The organism is Mesorhizobium sp. M0778, assembly GCF_040320105.1.
Taxonomy (GTDB): domain Bacteria; phylum Pseudomonadota; class Alphaproteobacteria; order Rhizobiales; family Rhizobiaceae; genus Mesorhizobium.
The window spans coordinates 19,256-38,803 of sequence record NZ_JAMYPA010000024.1 but is presented as its reverse complement, the minus strand read 5'-3'; the positions used below and the strand labels follow the sequence as shown (position 1 = coordinate 38,803).

The following is a 19,548-nucleotide window of genomic DNA, read 5'->3' as shown; positions in this document are numbered from 1 at the left end:
GGCCGGGTCGGTTTCACAGCCGCGGCTTCATATCACCTTCTGCTAAACTGGCTGTTTGCGTCCCCTGGCGATTGCCTCTAGAGCAATTCCAGGAAAAGTGTGAAACGGTTTTCCGTCCGGAATTGCGCAGAATCAAAGGGATAGAGCGGTTCGGCGTTTCCGTGAAACGATAAAACCGCTCTAGAGGGACATCATTGCCAAAGGGCTCAGAGAAGCCCGGGGGACCAGCCGTGCCAGACGCCGACCCGTCCAATCTCGAATTCCAGCTGCGCGCCAAAGCCATGGGCGGCAGCGTCATGGGCTTTCCGGCGCATGAAGGTCGGCCCGGCGCGCTCGGCGAGGTCCACGCCCGACCGCATCCGCTGGTCGAAAAGCCGCGCGTGCTGGTGCAGCTTTCCTTCATGACCGAAGGCGGCTCGAGCGTCGATCTGGCAGTGCTTTCGGAACTGTCGCAGCGCCTTGGTATTGCCGCGCCCGACCGCCATGCCCGCCATCACGCGATGAAGTGGGGCAAGGGCTCGCTGCGCTGGGAACGGCACACGGAGTTCTCGACCTATCTCTGGGAAGGGCCGCTCGCCGAAAACGGCAGGGGGCAAGAAGATACCCCCTTCGGCAACGGGTTTTCGCCGCCGGGCACGGTGATTTCCGGCATCAGGCTCGAAATCCGCAAATGGACACCGGCGAACGAGCGGCTGATCGCCGGCTTCGACCCGACCAGCCTGTGCTATTCGCTGGTCGAGCGCGGCAACGCGGCCATCGTCACCGATTTCCGCCAGGATGGCGACGGCTTGACCCGCATGCTGGTGCTCGATCGCGGGCTGACACCGGCGCGCACCGGGGCGCTGTCGCAGCGGCTGATCGATATCGAGACCTACCGCACGCTGGCCATGCTTGGGCTGCCGCTGGCGCTGATGCTTTCGGGGCGTGCCCGCCGCATCGAGGACAGGCTGGCCCAGACCACGCTGGAAATGAAGGTCGCCGAAACCCGCGACAGCCAGACCTTGCTGGCCGACCTGACCGAACTTGCCGCCGAACTGGAGGCGGATGCCGCCTCCAGCCTCTACCGGTTCGGCGCCAGCCGTGCCTATGACGGCATCGTCGGCGAGCGGCTGGAGGCGCTCGAGGAAGAAGCCGTGCCCGGCTACGACACCTGGGGCGGGTTCCTGCAGCGGCGCGTCGCGCCGGCCATGCGCACCTGCCGTTCGGTCGAGGAGCGCCAGGCCAATCTGTCGCGCAAGCTGACCCGTGCCACCACGCTGCTGCGCACCTGGGTCGACGTCGAGGTCGAGAAGCAGAACCGCGATCTCTTGGCATCGATGAACAATCGCGCCCGCCTGCAATTGCGCCTGCAGCAGACGGTGGAAGGGCTGTCGGTCGCCGCCGTTTCCTACTATGTCGTCGGCCTCATCGGCTACGTCGCCAAGGGCGCCTCGATCTTCGGCCATGCCTTTGCGCCGGAAATGGTCACCGCCGCCTCGGTGCCGCTCGCCGTCCTGCTCGTCTGGTGGGGCGTGCGCCGTGTCCGCCGCATGCACTCCGAACCGGGCAAGCAGCCGGGCGAGTAGTGTGGGGCGCGCAGCGGCAGATTGCCGCTGCGAAAGGCTGTCCCGGCCATAGGCCCGCGATCCCGGCCAAAGCGGCATTTGCAACCGATAGCCGTCGCTGGTAAAAGATTTTTACCAGTCGGTCGAAGGAGGCTGTCGATGTCCGGTCTTGCGATGCCGAAACCAGACGACGCCACGCTGCGCCGGCGCGATGAGATCGTCGCCGATATGCGCATCATCGTGCCGGGCGAGGGCGTCGTCGACGCAGCCAATGCGATGCGCGCCTTCGAGAGCGATGGGCTCACCGCCTACCGGCAATTGCCGCTGGTCGTGGTGCTGCCGCAAACCGTGGCGCAGGTCTCGCGCGTGCTGAAATATTGCAGTGACCGCAATATCCGCGTCGTGCCGCGCGGCTCCGGCACCTCGCTCTCCGGCGGCGCGCTGCCGCTGGAAGACGCGGTGCTGCTGGTGATGAGCCGCTTCAACCGCATCCTCGAGATCGATTTCCAGAACCGCATCGTCGTCGCTCAGCCCGGCGTCACCAATCTCGGCATCACCACCGCCGTCGAGCAGGAGGGCTTCTATTACGCCCCCGATCCATCCTCCCAGATCGCCTGCTCGATCGGCGGCAATGTCGCGGAAAATTCCGGCGGCGTGCACTGCCTAAAATACGGTCTCACCGCCAATAATGTGCTTGGTATCGAGATGGTGCTGATGAATGGCGAGGTGGTGCGCCTCGGCGGCAGCCATCTCGACGCGGAAGGCTACGACCTGCTCGGCGTGATGACCGGCTCCGAAGGATTGCTCGGTGTCGTCACCGAGGTCACCGTCCGCATTTTGAAGAAGCCCGAGACGGCGCGTGCCCTGCTGATCGGCTTCCCGACCAGCGAGCAAGCCGGCCAATGTGTCGCCGACATCATCGGCGCCGGCATCATCCCGGGCGGCATGGAGATGATGGACCGCCCGGCCATCCACGCCGCCGAGGATTTCGTCCAGGCCGGCTATCCCCTGGATGTCGAGGCGCTGCTGATCGTCGAGCTGGACGGGCCGGGTGTCGAGGTCGACCATCTGATCGGCCTGGTCGAAGCCATTGCCTATAGGAACGGCTCGACCACATGCCGCATTTCGCAATCGGAGCAGGAGCGGCTGAGTTTCTGGGCCGGCCGCAAGGCAGCCTTCCCGGCGGTCGGCCGCATCTCGCCCGACTATTACTGCATGGACGGCACCATCCCGCGCAAGGAATTGCCGCGCGTCCTCGCCGGCATGCGCGAACTGTCGGAGAAATACGGGCTCGGCGTCGCAAATGTCTTCCACGCCGGCGACGGCAATCTGCATCCGCTGATCCTCTACGACGCCAACGTGCCGGGCGAGCTCGACAAGGCGGAGAGTTTCGGCGCCGACATATTGCGGCTCTGCGTCAAGGTCGGCGGCGTGCTGACCGGTGAGCACGGGGTCGGCGTCGAGAAGCGCGACCTGATGCCGGAAATGTTCAACCAGATCGATCTCGACCAGCAGATGCGCGTCAAATGCGCCTTCGACCCCAATCACCTGCTCAACCCGGGCAAGGTATTTCCGCAGCTGAGGCGATGCGCGGAGCTCGGGCGGATGCACGTGCATCGCGGGCAGCTGGCATTTCCGGACATTCCGAGGTTTTGAGGGTATGTTGGCGCTTGGACACCCCCCTCTGTCCTGCCGGACATCTCCCCCGCGAGGGGGGAGATTGGCTGCTTCAACGTCCTGCTCGCCTTCAAGCGTTGATGGTTGGCGAAAGCCTAAGCGACATCCGATCTCCCCCCTTGCGGGGGAGATGTCCGGCAGGACAGAGGGGGGTGGGAAGGATCGCGGCTTCTCGTCATTTACGACTGGTGGTTCTGCCGCATGACCACCTTCACCCCGACCACATCAGCGGAAACCCTCTCCACCATCGCCTGGGCCGCAGCGGAAGACTCGCCGCTCGAGATCCTCGGCCATGGTTCCAAGCGCGGCATCGGCCGGCCGCAGCAGAGCGAGCATACGCTCGACCTGTCGAACCTGTCCGGCGTCACGCTCTATGAGCCGGCCGAACTGGTGCTGTCGGCGAAAGCCGGCACGCCGCTGGCCGCGATCGAAAGCCTGCTTGCCGAAAACGGCCAGCAACTGGCCTTCGAGCCGATGGACTACGGCCCGCTGCTCGGCGGTGAACCAGGACGAGGCACGATCGGCGGCGTGCTGGCCGCGAACCTTTCCGGCCCGCGGCGGCTGAAGGCCGGGGCTGCGCGCGATCACATCCTTGGCATCGCGGCCGTTTCCGGCCGTGGCGAGGCCTTCAAGTCGGGCGGCCGTGTGGTCAAGAATGTCACCGGCTATGATCTGTCCAAGCTGATGGCCAACAGCTGGGGCACGCTGGCGGTGTTCACCGACGTCACCTTCAAGGTGCTTCCCGCTGCCGAGACCGAAGTCACGCTCGCCATCCGTGGCCTGCTCGACGATCATGCCACCGCCGCCATGGCGCTGGCACTGGGTTCCAGCGCGGAGGTGTCGAGTGCGGCCCATCTTCCTGAACGGGTCGCCGCGCGGGTCGCCGGCGGCAGTCTCGGCAGCGATGCGGCGACGCTGCTGCGCATCGAGGGTTTCGGCCCGTCGGTCGCCTACCGCATCGCGGCGCTGAAAGACCTGCTGAAAAACGCCGGTCCGCTGCAGGAGATTTCCGGTTCGGTCTCGTATTCTGTCTGGCGTGACATCCGCGATTGCGCGCCGTTCGCCGATGGCAGCGAAAGGCCGGTGTGGCGCGTCTCGATGGCGCCGTCGCAGGGCCACCTTATGGTGCTGGCGCTGCGCATGCAGGCCGCGGTCGATGCCTTCTACGATTGGCAGGGCGGGCTGATCTGGCTGCGCATGCAGCAGGACGATCCAGAGGCCGGCCTGTTGCGCGGGCTGATCAGAAAGCATGGCGGCGGCCATGCCACGCTGGCTCGCGCAACCCCTGCGCATCGCGCGGCGATACCCGTGTTCGAACCGCAAGCGCCGCCTCTTGCAGCACTGTCGGCGCGGCTGAAGGCCGAATTCGACCCGAAGAATATCCTCAATCCCGGGCGTATGGCGCCGGGCGCAGGCTCTGCTACTCTCGCCCCAGCAACCGAGGGAGGAGCGCAATGAGCGATGCAGGCCAAAACGGTACGTCACGCCAGACCGACCGCTGGCTGGAGCCCGGTCCGACCAACGCGCTGGTCATCTATATCCTCTATCTCGCCGGCCTCGTTATCGGCGTCAGCGGCATTGTCGGCATCGTCCTGGCCTATATCAACCGCGGCAAGGCCGGCGGCTTCGTTGAAAGCCATTACGCATTCCTGATCCGCACCTTCTGGATCGGCCTGCTCTATGCACTGATCTCGGCGCTGCTGATGGTCGTGGTCGTCGGCGTCGTGCTGATGGTCGCCGTCGCGGTCTGGTTCATCGCCCGCTGCATTCTCGGCCTGCAGGCGCTGCAGCGCGGCGAGGCGGTCAAGAACCCGGAAAGCTGGTTCCTGGGATTATGAGCATGATCCCCAAAAGTGGGTACCGGTTTTGGGAAAAGATCATGTTCAAACGGTAAGGATTCTTTTGCGTGCAGACTTCCTTCTCGCTTGCCCAGCTTGCCGATCCGCATGTCGCGGAATCGGAGAAGATCCTGCGCAAATGCGTGCATTGCGGCTTCTGCACGGCCACCTGCCCGACCTATGTGACGCTCGGCAACGAGCTGGATTCGCCGCGCGGCCGGATCTACCTGATCAAGGACATGCTGGAGAACGGACGGCCGGCCGACAAGGAGATCGTCACCCATATCGACCGCTGCCTGTCCTGCCTCGCCTGCATGACCACCTGCCCGTCGGGCGTCAACTACATGCATCTGGTCGACCACGCCCGCGCCCATATCGAGGAGACCTACAGGCGGCCGCTGGCCGATCGCCTGACGCGCGCCATGCTGGCGTTTGTGCTGCCTTATCCCTCGCGCTTTCGCGCGGCGCTCAAGCTGGCGAAGCTCGGCCAGCCATTCGCCGGCCTGTTCGAGAAAATCTCGGCATTGAAGCCGCTGGCGGCGATGCTGAAGCTCGCTCCAACGCACATCCCCGCTGCATCGCCGATGGCTTCGCCGGGCATCCATGCGGGGCAGGGCGCAAAGAAAAATGGCCGCGTCGCCATCCTCGCCGGCTGCGCGCAATCGGTGCTCGATCCCGGCATCAACGACTCGGCGATTTCGCTGCTGACCCGGCTTGGTGTCGAGGTCGTCGTCCCGCAGGGCGAGGGCTGCTGCGGCGCATTGGTGCATCATATGGGACGCGAGGACGCTGCCCTGGCGTCGGCCCAACGGAATGTCGACGCCTGGACGCGCGCCATCGAGCAAGGCGGACTCGACGCCATCATCATCACCGCATCCGGCTGCGGCACCACCATCAAGGATTATGGCTTCATGCTGCGCCTCGATCCTGCCTACGCCGACAAGGCCGCGCGCGTCTCGGCGCTGGCCAGGGACATCACCGAATATCTGGCAAGCCTCGACCTGCCTCAGCCGGTGCGTAGACCGGGCATCATCGTCGCCTATCACTCGGCCTGCTCGATGCAGCACGGCCAGAAGATCACCCGCCAGCCGAAGGAGCTTCTGGTCCGTGCCGGCTTCGTCGTGCGCGAGCCGCGCGAAGGGCATCTCTGCTGCGGTTCGGCCGGCACCTACAATATCCTGCAGCCCGGCATTTCGGCGACGCTGCGCGACCGCAAGGTCAGGAATATCGAGGCGACCGGCGCTGAAATCGTCGCCACCGGCAATATCGGCTGCATCACCCAGATCGCCTCCGCCGCCAAGCTGCCGGTGGTGCACACGATAAAGCTGCTCGACTGGGCCTATGGCGGGCCGAAGCCCGAAGGCGTTCGCGAAGAGAGGGCGGTCATCGCGGCCGAGTGATGCAGCGGTGGTTTACTCCGCCGCCAGTCTGTCCGCCGTGCCGTAGGTTGCCTGGTAGCGGGCGCGCTGGCGGCTGAGCGCCACCATGGTGTTGCGCAGCAGGATCGCCACGGTGATCGGGCCGACGCCGCCCGGCACCGGCGTGATCCACGACGCGACGTGCCTGACGCTCTCGGCATCGACGTCGCCGACGATGCGGCTTTCGCCGTCCGGTCCGATTTCCGAATTGATGCCGATATCAATCACGGCGGCGCCCGGCTTGACCATGTCGGCCTTGATCAGCCGCGGCTTGCCGACGGCCACGAACAGCGCGTCGGCGCGGCGTGCGTGTGCCGCCACCGAGCGTGTCATGTGATGGCAGACGGTTACCGTCGCGCCTTCGCTCATCAAAAGGAAGGCGATCGGCTTGCCGACAATCTCGGAGTGGCCGACGACCACCACTTCGAGCCCCTTGAGGTCGAGGCCGGTTTCCCTGAGCAGTTCGACCGAGGCAGCGGCAGTGCAGGGCGCCAGGTCGAGCTGGTTGTAGACGATGTTGCCGATCGACGCCGGATGCATGCCCTCGACGTCCTTGAGTGGATGCACCGCCGCCTGCAGCGTCTTGATCGGGATATGCACCGGCACCGGTCGCTGGATGATGATGCCGGTGACGCGCGGGTCGGCGTTGAGGCCGTGGATCGCAGCTTCGAGTTCGCCGGCAGTGATGTCGGCGCGAAAGCGCCTCTCCTCGAAGCCGATTCCGGCCAGCCCCGCCTTGGCGCGCTGGTTGCGGACATAGATGTCGACCGCCGCTGTGTCGCCGACGGTGATCGACACCAGCTTGGGCGGAAAGCCTTCGGCGGTGGCGATCGCCGCGTCCTCGCGCACGCTGGCGATGATGCGTTGGGCAACCGGGCCGCCCTTGAGATAGCGGCTGTCATCGGAGAGGGACATCGAGATAGGGCCTTTGTCTGGAATTTTGGCTGCCACATAGCAAAGGGACGGCGAAAAGGCAGCGCGAAAAGCGAACCGCTATGCCTGTCGCGCGACGTGCCGGCGAAATCTTCGTCAATTCTCGCTGGCGGAAACAAAAAGGGCAGCACGGCTTGCCGCGCTGCCCTTTCGTGACTGGCCGCATCCCCACACGGCCCGTCCCCCGTTGTTTATTCATCTGGCCTCAGAAAGCCAAAGCTAATGTCTTTCTAGACCAGATGATTCGTCGCGGCAACTATATCACCACCACCGTTGTTCCGATATTCACGCGTTCGTAAAGATCGACCACATCCTCGTTGCGCATGCGGATGCAGCCCGACGACACCGCGCCGCCGATGGTCCAGGGCTGGTTGGTGCCGTGGATGCGGTATTCGGTCGAGCCGAGATAGAGCGCGCGTGCGCCGAGCGGGTTTTCCATGCCGCCGGCGAGATAGGTTGGCAGATAACGGCCCTTTGCGGCTTCGCGGGCGATCATCACCGCCGGCGGCCGCCAGTCCGGCCAGACCCGCTTGTTGGTGATCTTGTGAGTGCCGGACCATTCGAAGCCCGGCTTGCCGGTGCCGACGCCGTAGCGCCGCGCCTTGCCGTTCTTCTCGACCAGATAGAGGAAATTCTCTCTCGTATCGATGACGATCGTGCCCGGCTTCTGCGGGCCGTCATAGGCGACTTCCTGCGGCAAATAGACGGGATCGATCTGCGGCCGCATCACCATGCGTTTGGCCGGCGCCTGCACCGCTGCGGTGCGCAACTGATCGGGTTCAGCTTGCCGCCGGTAGCGCCGTAGCGACTGCGCTTCCTGCCGGCTCTGCCGCACGATGCCCGGCGCATGGCCGAGCTGCAGCACCCAGGGCGCCGAAAGGTCGGGGCTGACTACCACCGGCGGCCTCTCGGCATAGCGGTCGTTGGCATTGGCGGCGCCGACGGCAAGCACGGCCGCGGCGCCGAACAGTGGGAACAAGAATATCTTCATCGGATCGCACCTTGATCGTCGAACATGCCGGGGCGCAAAGCTTCCCCGATTTCCGCGACATTGGGCGCGAAGCGGCAACCGAAACATGAATCGGAATGCGTAAAATGCCTGTCTGTCAGTAAACCTTTTGGTGTGGTTACCGCCCGGTTCAGGAATCTGGTAAAGCCGCGGTAAAGGCCGCTTCAAAACGCGTTAACGCCAAGACACGAACGGAATTCCGCCATGGACGAAAAGACAGGTCTGATTGCTGGTCCCGACGGCATCGCCCGCTGCTTCTGGCACGGCAACCTGCCGGATTATCTGCACTACCACGACCACGAATGGGGCCGGCCGGTCGCCGACGATCGCCGGCTGTTCGAAAAGATCTGCCTCGAAAGCTTTCAGTCGGGCCTGTCCTGGCTGACCATATTGCGCAAGCGCGACAATTTCCGCGAGGCCTTCGCCGGCTTCGATGTCGACAAGATCGCCGCCTTCACCGACGCCGATGTCGAGCGCCTGCTCGGCAATGCCGGCATCATCCGTCACCGCGGCAAGATCGTTTCGACCATCAACAACGCCAAACGCGCCCGCGAACTCATCGACGAGGCCGGCTCGCTGGCCGCCTGGTTCTGGAAGTTCGAGCCCGGCCCGGACGAGCGCCCCGAGATCGTCGACCTCGCCCATCTGCGCGCCAATCCGACGACGGCAGTTTCGGTTCGCATTTCGAAGGAGCTGAAGAAGCGCGGCTGGAGCTTTGTCGGCCCGACCACCGTCTACGCTTTCATGCAGGCGATGGGGCTGGTCAACGACCATCTCGAGGGCTGCGTCTGCCGGGAACCGGTCGAGGCGGAGCGGAAAGCGTTCAAACGGCCGAAGTGAGCGACCTTTTGCCTTCTCCCCTTGTTGTGGGAGAAGGTGGATCGGCGCGCAGCGCCGAGACGGTTGAGGGGTGTTGGAAGAAATGAGGCGTCGCGTTCCCTGGAACACCCCTCATCCGATCGAGCTTCGCTCGGCCACCTTCTCCCACAGGGGGAGAAGGAAGAGCCGCTCAGGCGCCGCCGGCGCCGGCGAGGAAAAACCCGGCCAGGATGGCCGCCAGCGCGGCGAACACCGGATAGATCACCAGCAGGCCGGTCATCAGCACGTCGCGCATGGTCGGCCCGCTGCGCTGTTGCGCCGCGATCTCGAACGGTCCCGCGATTTGCTTCGTCGTTTTTGGCGCATGGTTGTCGGCCGGCCGCAGCCGGACCGGGGCGTCGCCTGCGCCGCTATCGATGATGTCGAACTTCTGTAGCGTGGCCATGGCCCCGAACCCCTTGTTTCGGCGCGCTTATCGGCCCGGATTGTGTCGGCACGATGCCGCGCGCATGGCGCAATTGTTTCAGCTTCTTTTTCTTGCCTTCTCGCGCAGGGGGAGCAAGGAGAAGCGCAAACCCTTGCCTTCTCCGGGCTGCATCGGTAGGACACGCCGACCCGAAATAAGTCACCAATTGCTTAGCAAAGTACCCATCCCATGGCCGACAAATCCGAAAAGATGAAAGCGCGGCTGCCGCGCGGCTTTGTCGACCGCGGCGCCGACGATCTGCGCGCCGTCGAGAAGATGATGGCGACGATCCGCTCGGTCTTTGAGCTTTACGGTTTCGAGCCGGTCGACCAGCCGCTGATCGAATACACCGATGCGCTCGGCAAATTCCTGCCCGACCAGGACCGGCCGAACGAGGGCGTGTTCTCGTTCCAGGACGACGACGACCAGTGGCTGTCGCTGCGCTACGACCTGACCGCGCCAATGGCGCGCTTTGTCGCCGAAAATTTCGAGCGCCTGCCGAAGCCCTATCGCAGCTATCGCTCCGGCTGGGTGTTCCGCAACGAGAAGCCCGGTCCCGGCCGTTTTCGCCAGTTCATGCAGTTCGATGCCGACACGGTCGGCACGCCGGGCGTCGCCGCCGACGCCGAGATGGCGATGATGATGGCCGATGTGATGGAGGCGCTCGGCATCAAGCGCGGCGACTACGTCATCCGCGTCAACAATCGCAAGGTGCTCGACGGCGTGCTGGAGGCGATCGGCCTTGGCGGCGAGGAGAATGCCGGCCGCCGGCTGCAGGTGCTGCGCGCGATCGACAAGCTGGACAAGTTGGGCGTCGAGGGCGTGCGCCTGCTTTTGGGTGCAGGGCGCAAGGACGAGAGCGGTGATTTCACCAAAGGTGCCGGGCTGGATAATGCGCAAATCGACGTTGTGATCAGCTATTTCACAGTCATGGCGCAGCACGATCCCGAAAAAATTGTCCAGACACTGGGATCCATCAACCCCGGACTCAGCAATCTTGTCGAGGAAAGGAAACTCGAACATCTGGGCATAACGAATGCGCCGTTTGTCGAGGGCCTTGCAGAGCTGGAGCAGATAAGAACCATGGTCGCACAAAGCGGCTACGGTGAAGACCGCATCCGCATCGACCCCTCCGTCGTGCGTGGCCTCGAATATTACACCGGCCCGGTCTACGAGGCTGAGCTGCTGGCCGAGATCCCCAATGAGGACGGCCAGATCGTGCGCTTCGGCTCGGTCGGCGGCGGCGGCCGTTATGACGGTCTGGTCTCGCGTTTCCGCGGCGAGCCGGTGCCGGCGACCGGTTTTTCGATCGGCGTCTCCCGCTTGATGACGGCGCTGAAGAACCTCGGCAAGCTCGACATTTCGGATGTGATCGCGCCGGTCGTCGTGCTGACCATGGACAAGGATACGGAAAGCCTCGGCCGCTACCAGAAGATGGTCGCCGAGCTGCGCGCCGCCGGCATCCGCTCCGAAATGTATCTCGGCGGCGCCGGCATGAAGGCGCAGCTGAAATATGCCGACCGCCGCGGCAGCCCGGTCGCCATCATTCAGGGCGGCGACGAGCGCGCCAAGGGCGAGCTGCAGATCAAGGACCTGATCGAAGGCGCCAAGATGTCGGCCGAGATCGCCGACAACGCCGAATGGCGCGCCGCACGGCCGGCGCAGGTGACCGTGGCGGAAGGCGATCTGGTCGCCGAGGTGAAGAAGATACTGGCGGCGCAGGCCGAGGAGCGGGCGCGTGGCAAGTAGGGCGCCGCTCCCTTCTCCCCTTGTGGGAGAAGGTGGCCGAGCGAAGCTCGGACGGATGAGGGGTGTTCCAGGGAACGCCGACGCCTCATTTCTTCCGGCACCCCTCATCCGTCTTGGCGCTCCGCGCCAATCCACCTTCTCCCACAAGAGGAGAAGGGAAGGGCGCCTGCCATGACCTCCCCCGCCATCGCATCCGATATCGCGACGCTCTTCGCCGCGCGCAACACCCATGCGGTCGAGGTCGCCGTGCTTCAGCCGGCCGATCCGTTCCTCGACATGGCGGGCGAGGATTTGCGCCGGCGGATTTTTCTCACCGAAAGCGAGACCGGGCAGACGCTTTGCCTGCGGCCGGAATTCACCATTCCGGTCTGCCTCGACCACATTGCCAGCCAGGCCGGCACGCCGCGCCGCTATTCCTATCTCGGCGAGGTGTTTCGCCAGCGCCGCGAGGGCGGCAACGAATTCTTCCAGGCCGGCATCGAGGACCTCGGCGACCGCGACACGGCCGCCGCCGACGCGCGTTCGCTGGCCGACGCGCATGCGCTGCTTTCGCTGGTGCTGCCCGGCCGGGACCTGGCGGTGACGCTTGGCGACCAGACCATTTTCGAGGCGGTGCTGGCAGCGCTTGGCCTGCCGCGCGGCTGGCGCATGCGGCTGGCCCGCGCCTTCGGCTCGGCGCCAATGCTGGAAGCGGCGCTTGCCGACCTCGCCAATCCGCCGCGCAACAGCCAGATCGCCGGCGCGGTGGCAGCGCTTGTCCTCGACGGCGATCTGGAGGCTCTTTCGGCGCATATCGCCGGCGGCATGGAAGAGGCCGGCCTGTCGGCAACGGCCGGGCGTTCGCCGTCCGAGATTGCGCGGCGGCTGATCGAGAAAGCCGAACTGCGCAGCGTCCGGCTGTCGAACGAGGCATTTGCGGCTTTGAAGGGTTTCCTGGCGATCGACGTGCCGCTAGATAGCGCCGCCGGGGCGCTCGCAAGTTTTGCCGCCGATGCCGGGCTTTCGCTGGGAACTGCGCTGGAGAATTTTGCCGCCCGCGCCGCGGCAATCGAAAGCCTCGGTCTGCCGATGTCTGAAATCAGCTACGATGCCGCCTTCGGCCGCCCGCTCGATTATTACACTGGCCTCGTCTTCGAGGTCGCGGCGCAAGGCGGCGACCGGCCGCTGGCCGGTGGTGGCCGCTACGACCGGCTGCTGACGCTGCTCGGCGCCAAGACGCCGATCCCCGGCGTCGGTTTTTCTGTCTGGCTCGACCGCATCGAGGCGCTGCGGGAGACAGCGCCATGATCACGCTGGCGATCCCATCGAAGGGCCGGCTCAAGGAGCAGGCGCTGGAGGTGCTGGCCAAGGCCGGGCTTGCCGTCAGCCTGCCCGGCGACGAGCGCAAATACCGCGCCCGCATCGATGGCCTGGACAGCGTCGAGATAGCCTTCCTGTCGGCTTCCGAGATCGCAGGCGAAATCGGCCAGGGCTCGGTCGATCTCGGCATCACCGGCGAGGACCTGCTGCGCGAAAACCTCGCCGACTGCGAGGCACGCGCCGAAATCATCGCCCGCCTCGGTTTCGGCAATGCCGACGTCGTCGTCGCCGTGCCCGACATCTGGCTCGACGTCGACACCATGGCCGACCTCGACGACGTCGCCGCCGATTTTCGCCAGCGCCATGGCCGGCGGCTCAGGATCGCCACCAAATACTGGCGCCTGACCCAGCAATTCTTTTCGCAAAAGCACGGCATCCAGGTCTACCGCATCGTCGAAAGCCTCGGCGCCACCGAAGGCGCGCCGGCGGCCGGATTGGCCGACATCGTCGTCGACATCACCACGTCAGGCGCGACGCTGCGCGCCAACCATCTCAAGGTGCTCGCCGACGGCGTGATCCTGCGCTCGCAGGCCTGTCTCGTGGCGTCGCGGAAGATGCGCGCTCCGGCCGACGAGGCGATCTTGCGCGATATTGCGGCCAGGATGGCGTTGGTGAACTCGAGTTGACGATTGCGGAGCAGGCGCCGTCGGCCAAGCTGCCAATCTCCCTCCTTGCGGGGGAGATGGCCGGCAGGCCAGAGGGGGGTGCTGTCCCGCCGACCTGTCAGCCAATCAGAGCCTCATCCGTTCCCGGTTGGGGGTGCTGAAGTCGAACTTGGCGATCCTTCGCCCCCCCTCTGCCCTGCCGGGCATCTCACCCGCAAGGGGGGAGATCGGATATCGCCTCGGCCTTTGCCAACCACTAACGTTGGATCCAGCGGTCTAGCCGCGGCACCGACCCGAAGCGATTTTCCTGATGTACAGCAATTTTGTTCTTGCTTTGTGCCGGCAGCTATGCTACTAATCTCGCTATGGTGCCAATTGGCCCCGAACACCCGCCCGCCGTGGCGGGTTTTTTTGTTTTCGGCCCTGACAGGGCGAGTTCCAACCCCAGCCCTACCATCGACGGGATTTCCACCACCCCGCCGGGCTGATAGGCTCGTTCTGTCTGCGGAGGACACGGCGATGCCGATCAATCTCGACGAGTTGAAGAATGCAACCAACCTGCGCGGCAAGCGCGATGGCGGTTCGTTCATTGCGCCGGTTGACGGCACGGCGCATGTCTCCGGTGACCGCAGCGTGCCGTTGCTCAACCTGACCATCCCGGCGCTGTTTGCCGATACGGTCGGCAGATACGGCACGCTCGATGCCGCCGTCTTCGTCGAGCAGGACAAGCGCTTTACCTGGGAGGAACTGTCGGACACCGTCGATGCGCTCGCCGCCGGCTTCCTGGTGCTCGGCCTCGAGAAAGGCGACCGCGTCGGCATCTGGTCGCCGAACCGCTGGGAATGGCTGGTGACGCAATTCGCCACCGCCCGCATCGGCCTGATCCTGGTCAACATCAACCCGGCCTACCGGCTGGTCGAGCTGGAATATGCCTTGAACAAGGTCGGTTGCCGAGCGCTGGTCACCGCCGCCAAGTTCAAGAGCTCCGACTATCTCGGCATGATCGAGACGCTGGCGCCGGAGATCGCCAAGGCGGCGCCGGGCAAGCTCGACGCCAACAGACTGCCGGCGCTGAAGACCGTCATCCGCATGGACGAGGAGAATTCGCCGGGCATGTTCAATTTCGCCGACGTGCTGGCAATGGCCGGGCGCGACGAGCATGACAAGCTGGACCGCATCTCCGACGGGCTGAAACCGGACGACGCCATCAACATCCAGTTCACCAGCGGCACGACCGGTGCGCCCAAGGGCGCGACGCTGACCCACAACAACATCGTCAACAACGGCAATTTCGTCACCGCGGCAATCCGGCTTACCGTCGACGACCTGCTGTGCATTCCGGTGCCTCTCTACCACTGCTTCGGCATGTCGATGGGCACGATGGGCTGCGTCACCAAGGGCGCGACCATGGTTTTCCCGAGCGAGGGGTTCGATGCCGGCGCCACGCTGAAGGCGGTGGCAACGGAACGCTGCACAGCTCTCTACGGCGTGCCGACCATGTTTGTCGGCCTGCTCGATCATCCGGAGTTCGCCTCCTTCGATCTCACCAGCCTGCGCACCGGCATCATGGCCGGCTCGCCATGCCCGATCGAGGTGATGAAGAAAGTGGTGTCGCTGATGCATATGGCCGAGGTGACCATCGCCTATGGCATGACCGAGACCAGCCCGGTGTCGTTCCAGAGCAGCGTCGACGATCCCCTGGAAAAGCGCGTCTCGACCGTCGGCCGCGTCCATCCGCATGTCGAGGTCAAGGCCATCGACGCCGAAGGCGCCACCGTCGCCGTCGGTGCGCCGGGCGAGCTCTGCACGCGCGGTTATTCCGTGATGAAGGGCTATTGGGACGACGATCAGAAGACCCGTGAGGCCATCGACGTCGACGGCTGGATGCACACCGGCGACCTCGCCACCATCGATGCCGAGGGCTATTGCAACATCGTCGGCCGGGTCAAGGACATGGTCATCCGCGGCGGCGAGAACGTCTATCCGCGCGAGGTCGAGGAGTTCCTCTATCGCCACCCCAAGATCAAGGAGGTGCAGGTGTTCGGCATTCCCGACCCGAAATATGGCGAGGAGCTGTGCGCCTGGATCGTGCTGAAGCCCGGCCAGATCACAACGGAGCAGGAGATCAAGGCCTTCTGCGCCGGGCAGATCGCCCATTTCAAGATCCCGCGCTACATCCGCTTCCGCACCGAATTGCCGATGACGGTGACCGGCAAGCCGCAGAAATACCTGATGCGCCAGGCGATGATCGACGAACTGGGATTGGTGACGCAGAAGACGGCTTGAGCGCGCGCTTCAGGCTTTCGCAGGGTTCGCAGAAGGGGCTTGCCCAGAAGGGACCTGCAACACGGCTTGCGGAAGGGGCTTGGAATGAGTGGTTTCGCAAGATCGGCGGTTTCTTACGGCATGCCGCTGGCCGCCTTGGCGATGGCTGTCGCGGTCAGGGCCAGCGGGGTGTCCGTGGACGAAGGGTCGCTTGGCACCAGGATATTTATCGGCGCGCTTTCGAGCGCGATCATGTTCATCACCATTTTCGTCGTGCTCGACCACGCCGAGGCGGTGGCCAGGCGGGTAGGCGAGCCGTACGGCACGTTGGTGCTGACCATCGCCGTAACGGCAATCGAAGTGTCGATCATCGTTTCCATCATGCTGCATGGAGCCAACAACCCGACGCTGGCACGCGAGTCCGTCTTCTCGACGGTGATGATCACCTCGACCGGCGTTGTCGGCATGTGTCTGACGTTTGGCGGCTGGCGCCATCGCAAGCAGGCGATCGTCCGCCAAGGGACCAGCGCCTATCTGGCGGTGCTGGTCGCGCTGAGCGTCATGACGCTTATCCTGCCGACCTACACGCGAACCACCGATCCCGGCACGTTTTCGGCGGCGCAACTTGGCTTCGTCAGCGTGCTTTCAGTGCTGCTTTATGGCGGTTTTCTGTTCGCGCAGACTGTCCGCCACCGCGACGATTTTATCGACGGACAAGCACATGGCGCCGCGGCGCAAACCGAGGCCCACGAAAGCATTGCCGCTAGCGCTGTGCTCCTGCTGATCGGGCTGATCGGCATCGTCATGCTGGCCGAACAGGTCGCCGCCAGCGTCGAAGATGCGCTCGTCGCCTATCAGGTGCCCCAGGCCGACGCCATTGTCGGCGCAATGATCGCCGGGCTGGTCTTGATGCCGGAAGCCATCTCGGCGGTTCGCGCTGCCCTCAACAACGAGCTGCAGCGCGGCTTGAACGTCGCCATGGGTTCGGCCTGCGCGACGATCGGCCTGACAATACCGGGCATCGCCGCCGCCAGCCTGCTGACCGGAAGAGGGCTGACCCTGGGCCTGCCGGCGACCGACGTGGTGCTTTTGGTCCTGGCGCTCTTCATCTGCAATGTGAGCTTTAGCACCGAGAGGACGACGTTCCTGACCGGGCTGGTGCATCTGGTGGTGTTTTGCACGTATGTGTTTTTGATATTTGTGCCGTGAGGGTGGGGGGAGGTGGGCGGTCAGAGGCGGATAGGTTAGGAAAACTGCTTGAACGTCTCAATATGGGCCGATGGCGGTCTGTCCGCTCTTGGTCACCGCTTCTCGAAAGCAGACATCGGTGTGCGGTGCGTCGACGGCTCATTTGTGGCGGCAAGCCGTGCAAGACGAGCGTCGGTTGACCATCGGGATCACCACCCTGCAGCGCGTGAAAGGTGCAGTGTGGCAGGTCGAAGGTGACGTGTTCGAACTCCATGTGTGTCAGGCTTCTCCAAGAGCGGTCGGACGAGCGATCCTGATGCTGGCCTCGGTGTCTCTGGTTTTGGACATGTGCGTCTCCTCAGGCGCCGGGTGTACTGCGTCAGCCGGCAGTCGGTTTCCGTGACACCGGCCCGCAACCTTCAGAATATGATAGCTCGCGGCAAGGAAGCCGGTGCTGGTTTATCAGAAGGCCCCGCAGGCGGCAGCGGCGGAATAGTCAGAGCCAGCGGCGAACCTCGGCCTTGTAGCGGCGGTAGTCGTCGCCGAACTTCGCTTCGAGATAGCGCTCCTCGCGGGCGATCACCTGCGTCTGGGTCGCGATCAGCACCAACGGGAGCAAGGCGAAGGCGATCGGCCCGTCGAAGCCGATCGCAAGGCCGGAATAGATAAGCGCCATGCCGAGATACATGGGATTGCGGGTCCACCGATAAGGACCGGTCGTTGCGATGAGGGTCGTTGGCTGCGACGGCGGAACGTTGGTGCCCAGCCGCCGGAACAGCCCCGCCGCCGCAAGCATCATCGCCGCGCCGGCAACGAACAGCAGCGCGCCCGTCGCGACCAGCAACCGCCAGTCGATGCCGAAAGAGCGCAGGGTGACGAACCGCTCCGCCGCCAGCCCCACCAGCAGCGCTCCTAGATAGACGAAGGGCGGAGGGAAGCGCACACCCGCGCTGTCCGGTTCGACGGCCATGCTCATCTCCAATCTGTGCTCTCAAACAAGCATCGACTGCTGGGCTGAGATACCCGCCGTCGCGCCCTGCGATATTGCTGTGGTGACCGAAGCCATGGCTGGGTTTGCAAGATCGCCGGCGGCGTACATGCCGGGTATGCTGGTTTCGCGGCGCTCGTCGGCCTTCAGGGCGATGCCGAGGGGCGTATTGACCGTGGCGAGTCCCAGTGATTCATGCAGGCTTGCGGACGGCTTGTTGCGCGGATGCGCGAACAAGATACCGACTGCGACATCGGGGGCGGTATCGAGCTTGACGGTGGCATTGTGGCCCCTGTGGCGGGCGATTTCGGTGATCCGGCCATCAACGACAGGTATGTTGCGGCGCGCCAGATCGGCCCGGATATCGGGTGCAATGTCGTGACCATCGGCGAAGACCGTCAACGTGTCGGTCCAGTCGTGGTACAGCCTGACATAATTGTGCGACGGCGGGCCGGACCAGACGAGGCCCCAATGCTGGCCGGCGACTTCAAAGCCATCGCAATAGGGGCAGGGTACGATGGACGTGCCCCAGCCTTCGGCAAAGCCCGGAACATCAGGCATCTGGTCGGCAACGCCATAGCTCAGGATCAGTCGCAGCGCCCCAAGGCTTTCGCCAGCGCCAGTGAGGACAGAGAAATCGTCGATGGCGCCGGAGACCCTGTCGGCCCGGGCATTGACCAGCCTGATCGTGGGATAGCGCGCCAGCTGCTGCCGCGCTTCGGCCAGGATGTCCAGCGGTGGCTTGTGATCGTGGCCGAGCAGACCATGCGAGTGGCCGGCGAAGCGGTTGCGCGGCAGGCCGGTATCGAGAACGGTGACCTTGCGGCGGGCACGGCCGAGCTGCAGGGCGGCGGCGAGACCGGCAAAGCTGCCGCCGATGATGATGGCGTCATCCATGGTGATGGGCTCCGTATGTGGATGGGGGGTTGGCTTGGGCCTGGCTTGCACATTTTTGACACTGCGTGGTATCGTAATTCAAGAATTATGATACTGTCAAGGACTGGAATTGTCGTGACCGAAAACAGCCAGGGCCGGCGCGGCCGGCCCGCCAATGAGGCGCTTGGCCAAACGATAGTCGACGCCGCGTGCGAACTCTTTGAGGAATTGGGTTTTCATGCGACGACATTGGACAAGGTCGCCCAGCGAGCGAAGATATCCAAGCTCAGCATCTATCGCCACTTCGAGAACAAGGAGGCGCTGTTCAGCGCGGCCATCGCGGCCCGCTGCCATCAGTTTGCACCACAGGCCCTTTTTGAAGGCGTCGACGGTTCGGCCGAAGATCAGCTCATGGCGGTGGGATCATCCCTGCTTCGCACGCTGTTGAACCCGGACGTCCGCAGTGTCGAAGCCATGATCATGGCCGACAAGACGAATCAAAAGTCGTTAAGCAAGCTCCATTACGAAGCCGGCCCTGCCCATGTCATCGCCCAAATCGAGGCCCTGTTGCGTCAGTTGCACGCGAAGGCGGTTCTGAACGTGCCCGATCCTCTCCGGTCCGCCCGCTTGTTTGCCGCGCTTATCAAAGGATCCGATCTCCTGATTATCGCACGCTTCGATGAGGCGAGAGCAGAGGACGACAACGAAATCGAATCCTATTGCCGGTCGGCCGTCGCCATGTTCATCGCCGCGCACGGTGGCAACGACCACCCGGGCGGATAGCCTAGGAGTACTTGCATGATATTTGGGATGC

Annotated in this window: 17 protein-coding genes; 12 read left to right on the top strand and 5 right to left on the bottom strand. The window is 64.4% G+C overall.

The window, feature by feature from the left end; genetic code table 11:
• Positions 1–281: 281 nt before the first annotated feature.
• The 5 genes from NKI22_RS26100 to glcF all read left to right on the top strand — a co-directional run bounded on the left by NKI22_RS26100 (position 282) and on the right by glcF (position 6,459).
• The gene (locus NKI22_RS26100) at positions 282–1,565 is read left to right on the top strand and encodes a DUF3422 family protein (protein WP_023716470.1); all 1,284 of its coding nucleotides are present in this window, start codon (positions 282–284) and stop codon (positions 1,563–1,565) included.
• 138 nt (positions 1,566–1,703) lie between these two features.
• Positions 1,704–3,200: an FAD-linked oxidase C-terminal domain-containing protein gene (locus NKI22_RS26095; protein WP_352493848.1), complete on the top strand. Its 1,497-nt coding sequence runs from the start codon at positions 1,704–1,706 to the stop codon at positions 3,198–3,200.
• Between the two features lie 222 nt (positions 3,201–3,422).
• Positions 3,423–4,679, top strand: a complete 1,257-nt coding sequence (locus NKI22_RS26090; RefSeq protein WP_023716472.1) for an FAD-binding protein — start codon at positions 3,423–3,425, stop codon at positions 4,677–4,679.
• Positions 4,676–5,059, top strand: coding sequence for a DUF4870 family protein (locus NKI22_RS26085; RefSeq protein ID WP_023716473.1), 384 nt, complete (start codon positions 4,676–4,678; stop codon positions 5,057–5,059). The genes NKI22_RS26090 and NKI22_RS26085 overlap by 4 nt, the downstream gene beginning before the upstream one ends.
• Before the next feature lie 68 nt (positions 5,060–5,127).
• On the top strand, positions 5,128–6,459 hold the full coding sequence (gene glcF, locus NKI22_RS26080; protein WP_023716474.1) for a glycolate oxidase subunit GlcF: 1,332 nt from the start codon (positions 5,128–5,130) through the stop codon (positions 6,457–6,459).
• Between the two features lie 12 nt (positions 6,460–6,471).
• Here glcF and NKI22_RS26075 read toward each other — a convergent pair whose 3' ends face one another.
• Together NKI22_RS26075 and NKI22_RS26070 are read right to left on the bottom strand one after the other, a co-directional pair.
• Positions 6,472–7,392 carry a bifunctional 5,10-methylenetetrahydrofolate dehydrogenase/5,10-methenyltetrahydrofolate cyclohydrolase gene (locus NKI22_RS26075; RefSeq protein ID WP_023716475.1) on the bottom strand — a complete coding sequence of 307 codons (921 nt, stop codon included), beginning with the start codon at positions 7,390–7,392 and terminating at the stop codon, positions 6,472–6,474.
• A gap of 274 nt (positions 7,393–7,666) precedes the next feature.
• Entirely contained in the window at positions 7,667–8,401 is a 735-nt protein-coding gene (locus NKI22_RS26070; protein ID WP_023716476.1) for a L,D-transpeptidase, read from the bottom strand.
• A 222-nt stretch (positions 8,402–8,623) separates the two neighbouring features.
• On the opposite strand from NKI22_RS26070, the gene NKI22_RS26065 reads away from it, so the two are divergent.
• Positions 8,624–9,259 carry a DNA-3-methyladenine glycosylase I gene (locus tag NKI22_RS26065; RefSeq protein ID WP_352959166.1) on the top strand — a complete coding sequence of 212 codons (636 nt, stop codon included), beginning with the start codon at positions 8,624–8,626 and terminating at the stop codon, positions 9,257–9,259.
• A 169-nt stretch (positions 9,260–9,428) separates the two neighbouring features.
• On the opposite strand, the gene NKI22_RS26060 is transcribed toward NKI22_RS26065, so the two are convergent.
• Complete coding sequence (locus tag NKI22_RS26060) at positions 9,429–9,683, bottom strand: hypothetical protein (RefSeq protein ID WP_023716478.1); 255 nt, start codon at positions 9,681–9,683, stop codon at positions 9,429–9,431.
• 210 nt (positions 9,684–9,893) lie between these two features.
• Here NKI22_RS26060 and hisS point away from each other — a divergent pair, with 210 nt between their 5' ends.
• The 5 genes from hisS (at position 9,894) to NKI22_RS26035 (ending at position 16,891) form a co-directional block, all read left to right on the top strand.
• A complete protein-coding gene (gene hisS, locus NKI22_RS26055; RefSeq protein WP_352817632.1) occupies positions 9,894–11,453 on the top strand; it encodes a histidine--tRNA ligase in 1,560 nt (519 codons plus the stop codon).
• A gap of 171 nt (positions 11,454–11,624) precedes the next feature.
• Entirely contained in the window at positions 11,625–12,740 is a 1,116-nt protein-coding gene (locus NKI22_RS26050) for an ATP phosphoribosyltransferase regulatory subunit (RefSeq protein WP_352817634.1), read from the top strand.
• Positions 12,737–13,438: an ATP phosphoribosyltransferase gene (hisG, locus tag NKI22_RS26045; protein WP_352592594.1), complete on the top strand. Its 702-nt coding sequence runs from the start codon at positions 12,737–12,739 to the stop codon at positions 13,436–13,438. The genes NKI22_RS26050 and hisG overlap by 4 nt, the downstream gene beginning before the upstream one ends.
• A 498-nt stretch (positions 13,439–13,936) precedes the next feature.
• Complete coding sequence (locus tag NKI22_RS26040) at positions 13,937–15,703, top strand: AMP-binding protein (protein WP_352817637.1); 1,767 nt, start codon at positions 13,937–13,939, stop codon at positions 15,701–15,703.
• A gap of 84 nt (positions 15,704–15,787) precedes the next feature.
• Entirely contained in the window at positions 15,788–16,891 is a 1,104-nt protein-coding gene (locus NKI22_RS26035; RefSeq protein WP_352817640.1) for a calcium:cation antiporter, read from the top strand.
• Positions 16,892–17,366: 475 nt separating this feature from the next.
• Here the strand turns inward: NKI22_RS26035 and NKI22_RS26030 are convergent, their stop codons facing one another.
• Together NKI22_RS26030 and NKI22_RS26025 are read right to left on the bottom strand one after the other, a co-directional pair.
• Positions 17,367–17,840: a methyltransferase family protein gene (locus tag NKI22_RS26030; RefSeq protein ID WP_352817643.1), complete on the bottom strand. Its 474-nt coding sequence runs from the start codon at positions 17,838–17,840 to the stop codon at positions 17,367–17,369.
• 21 nt (positions 17,841–17,861) lie between these two features.
• On the bottom strand, positions 17,862–18,755 hold the full coding sequence (locus NKI22_RS26025; protein ID WP_352959162.1) for an NAD(P)/FAD-dependent oxidoreductase: 894 nt from the start codon (positions 18,753–18,755) through the stop codon (positions 17,862–17,864).
• A gap of 114 nt (positions 18,756–18,869) precedes the next feature.
• On the opposite strand from NKI22_RS26025, the gene NKI22_RS26020 reads away from it, so the two are divergent.
• The gene (locus NKI22_RS26020) at positions 18,870–19,517 is read left to right on the top strand and encodes a TetR/AcrR family transcriptional regulator (RefSeq protein WP_352817646.1); all 648 of its coding nucleotides are present in this window, start codon (positions 18,870–18,872) and stop codon (positions 19,515–19,517) included.
• Positions 19,518–19,548: the final 31 nt, after the last annotated feature.

Bases quoted from the DNA above. Each gene is read 5' to 3' on its own strand.
- NKI22_RS26100 (WP_023716470.1), top strand. From the start codon at position 282: ATGGGCGGCAGCGTCATGGGCTTTCCGGCGCATGAAGGTCGGCCCGGC.
- NKI22_RS26095 (WP_352493848.1), top strand. From the start codon at position 1,704: ATGTCCGGTCTTGCGATGCCGAAACCAGACGACGCCACGCTGCGCCGG.
- NKI22_RS26090 (WP_023716472.1), top strand. From the start codon at position 3,423: ATGACCACCTTCACCCCGACCACATCAGCGGAAACCCTCTCCACCATC.
- NKI22_RS26085 (WP_023716473.1), top strand. From the start codon at position 4,676: ATGAGCGATGCAGGCCAAAACGGTACGTCACGCCAGACCGACCGCTGG.
- NKI22_RS26075 (WP_023716475.1), bottom strand. From the start codon at position 7,392: ATGTCCCTCTCCGATGACAGCCGCTATCTCAAGGGCGGCCCGGTTGCC.
- NKI22_RS26070 (WP_023716476.1), bottom strand. From the start codon at position 8,401: ATGAAGATATTCTTGTTCCCACTGTTCGGCGCCGCGGCCGTGCTTGCC.
- NKI22_RS26065 (WP_352959166.1), top strand. From the start codon at position 8,624: ATGGACGAAAAGACAGGTCTGATTGCTGGTCCCGACGGCATCGCCCGC.
- NKI22_RS26060 (WP_023716478.1), bottom strand. From the start codon at position 9,683: ATGGCCACGCTACAGAAGTTCGACATCATCGATAGCGGCGCAGGCGAC.
- hisS (WP_352817632.1), top strand. From the start codon at position 9,894: ATGGCCGACAAATCCGAAAAGATGAAAGCGCGGCTGCCGCGCGGCTTT.
- NKI22_RS26050 (WP_352817634.1), top strand. From the start codon at position 11,625: ATGACCTCCCCCGCCATCGCATCCGATATCGCGACGCTCTTCGCCGCG.
- hisG (WP_352592594.1), top strand. From the start codon at position 12,737: ATGATCACGCTGGCGATCCCATCGAAGGGCCGGCTCAAGGAGCAGGCG.
- NKI22_RS26040 (WP_352817637.1), top strand. From the start codon at position 13,937: ATGCCGATCAATCTCGACGAGTTGAAGAATGCAACCAACCTGCGCGGC.
- NKI22_RS26035 (WP_352817640.1), top strand. From the start codon at position 15,788: ATGAGTGGTTTCGCAAGATCGGCGGTTTCTTACGGCATGCCGCTGGCC.
- NKI22_RS26030 (WP_352817643.1), bottom strand. From the start codon at position 17,840: ATGGCCGTCGAACCGGACAGCGCGGGTGTGCGCTTCCCTCCGCCCTTC.
- NKI22_RS26025 (WP_352959162.1), bottom strand. From the start codon at position 18,755: ATGGATGACGCCATCATCATCGGCGGCAGCTTTGCCGGTCTCGCCGCC.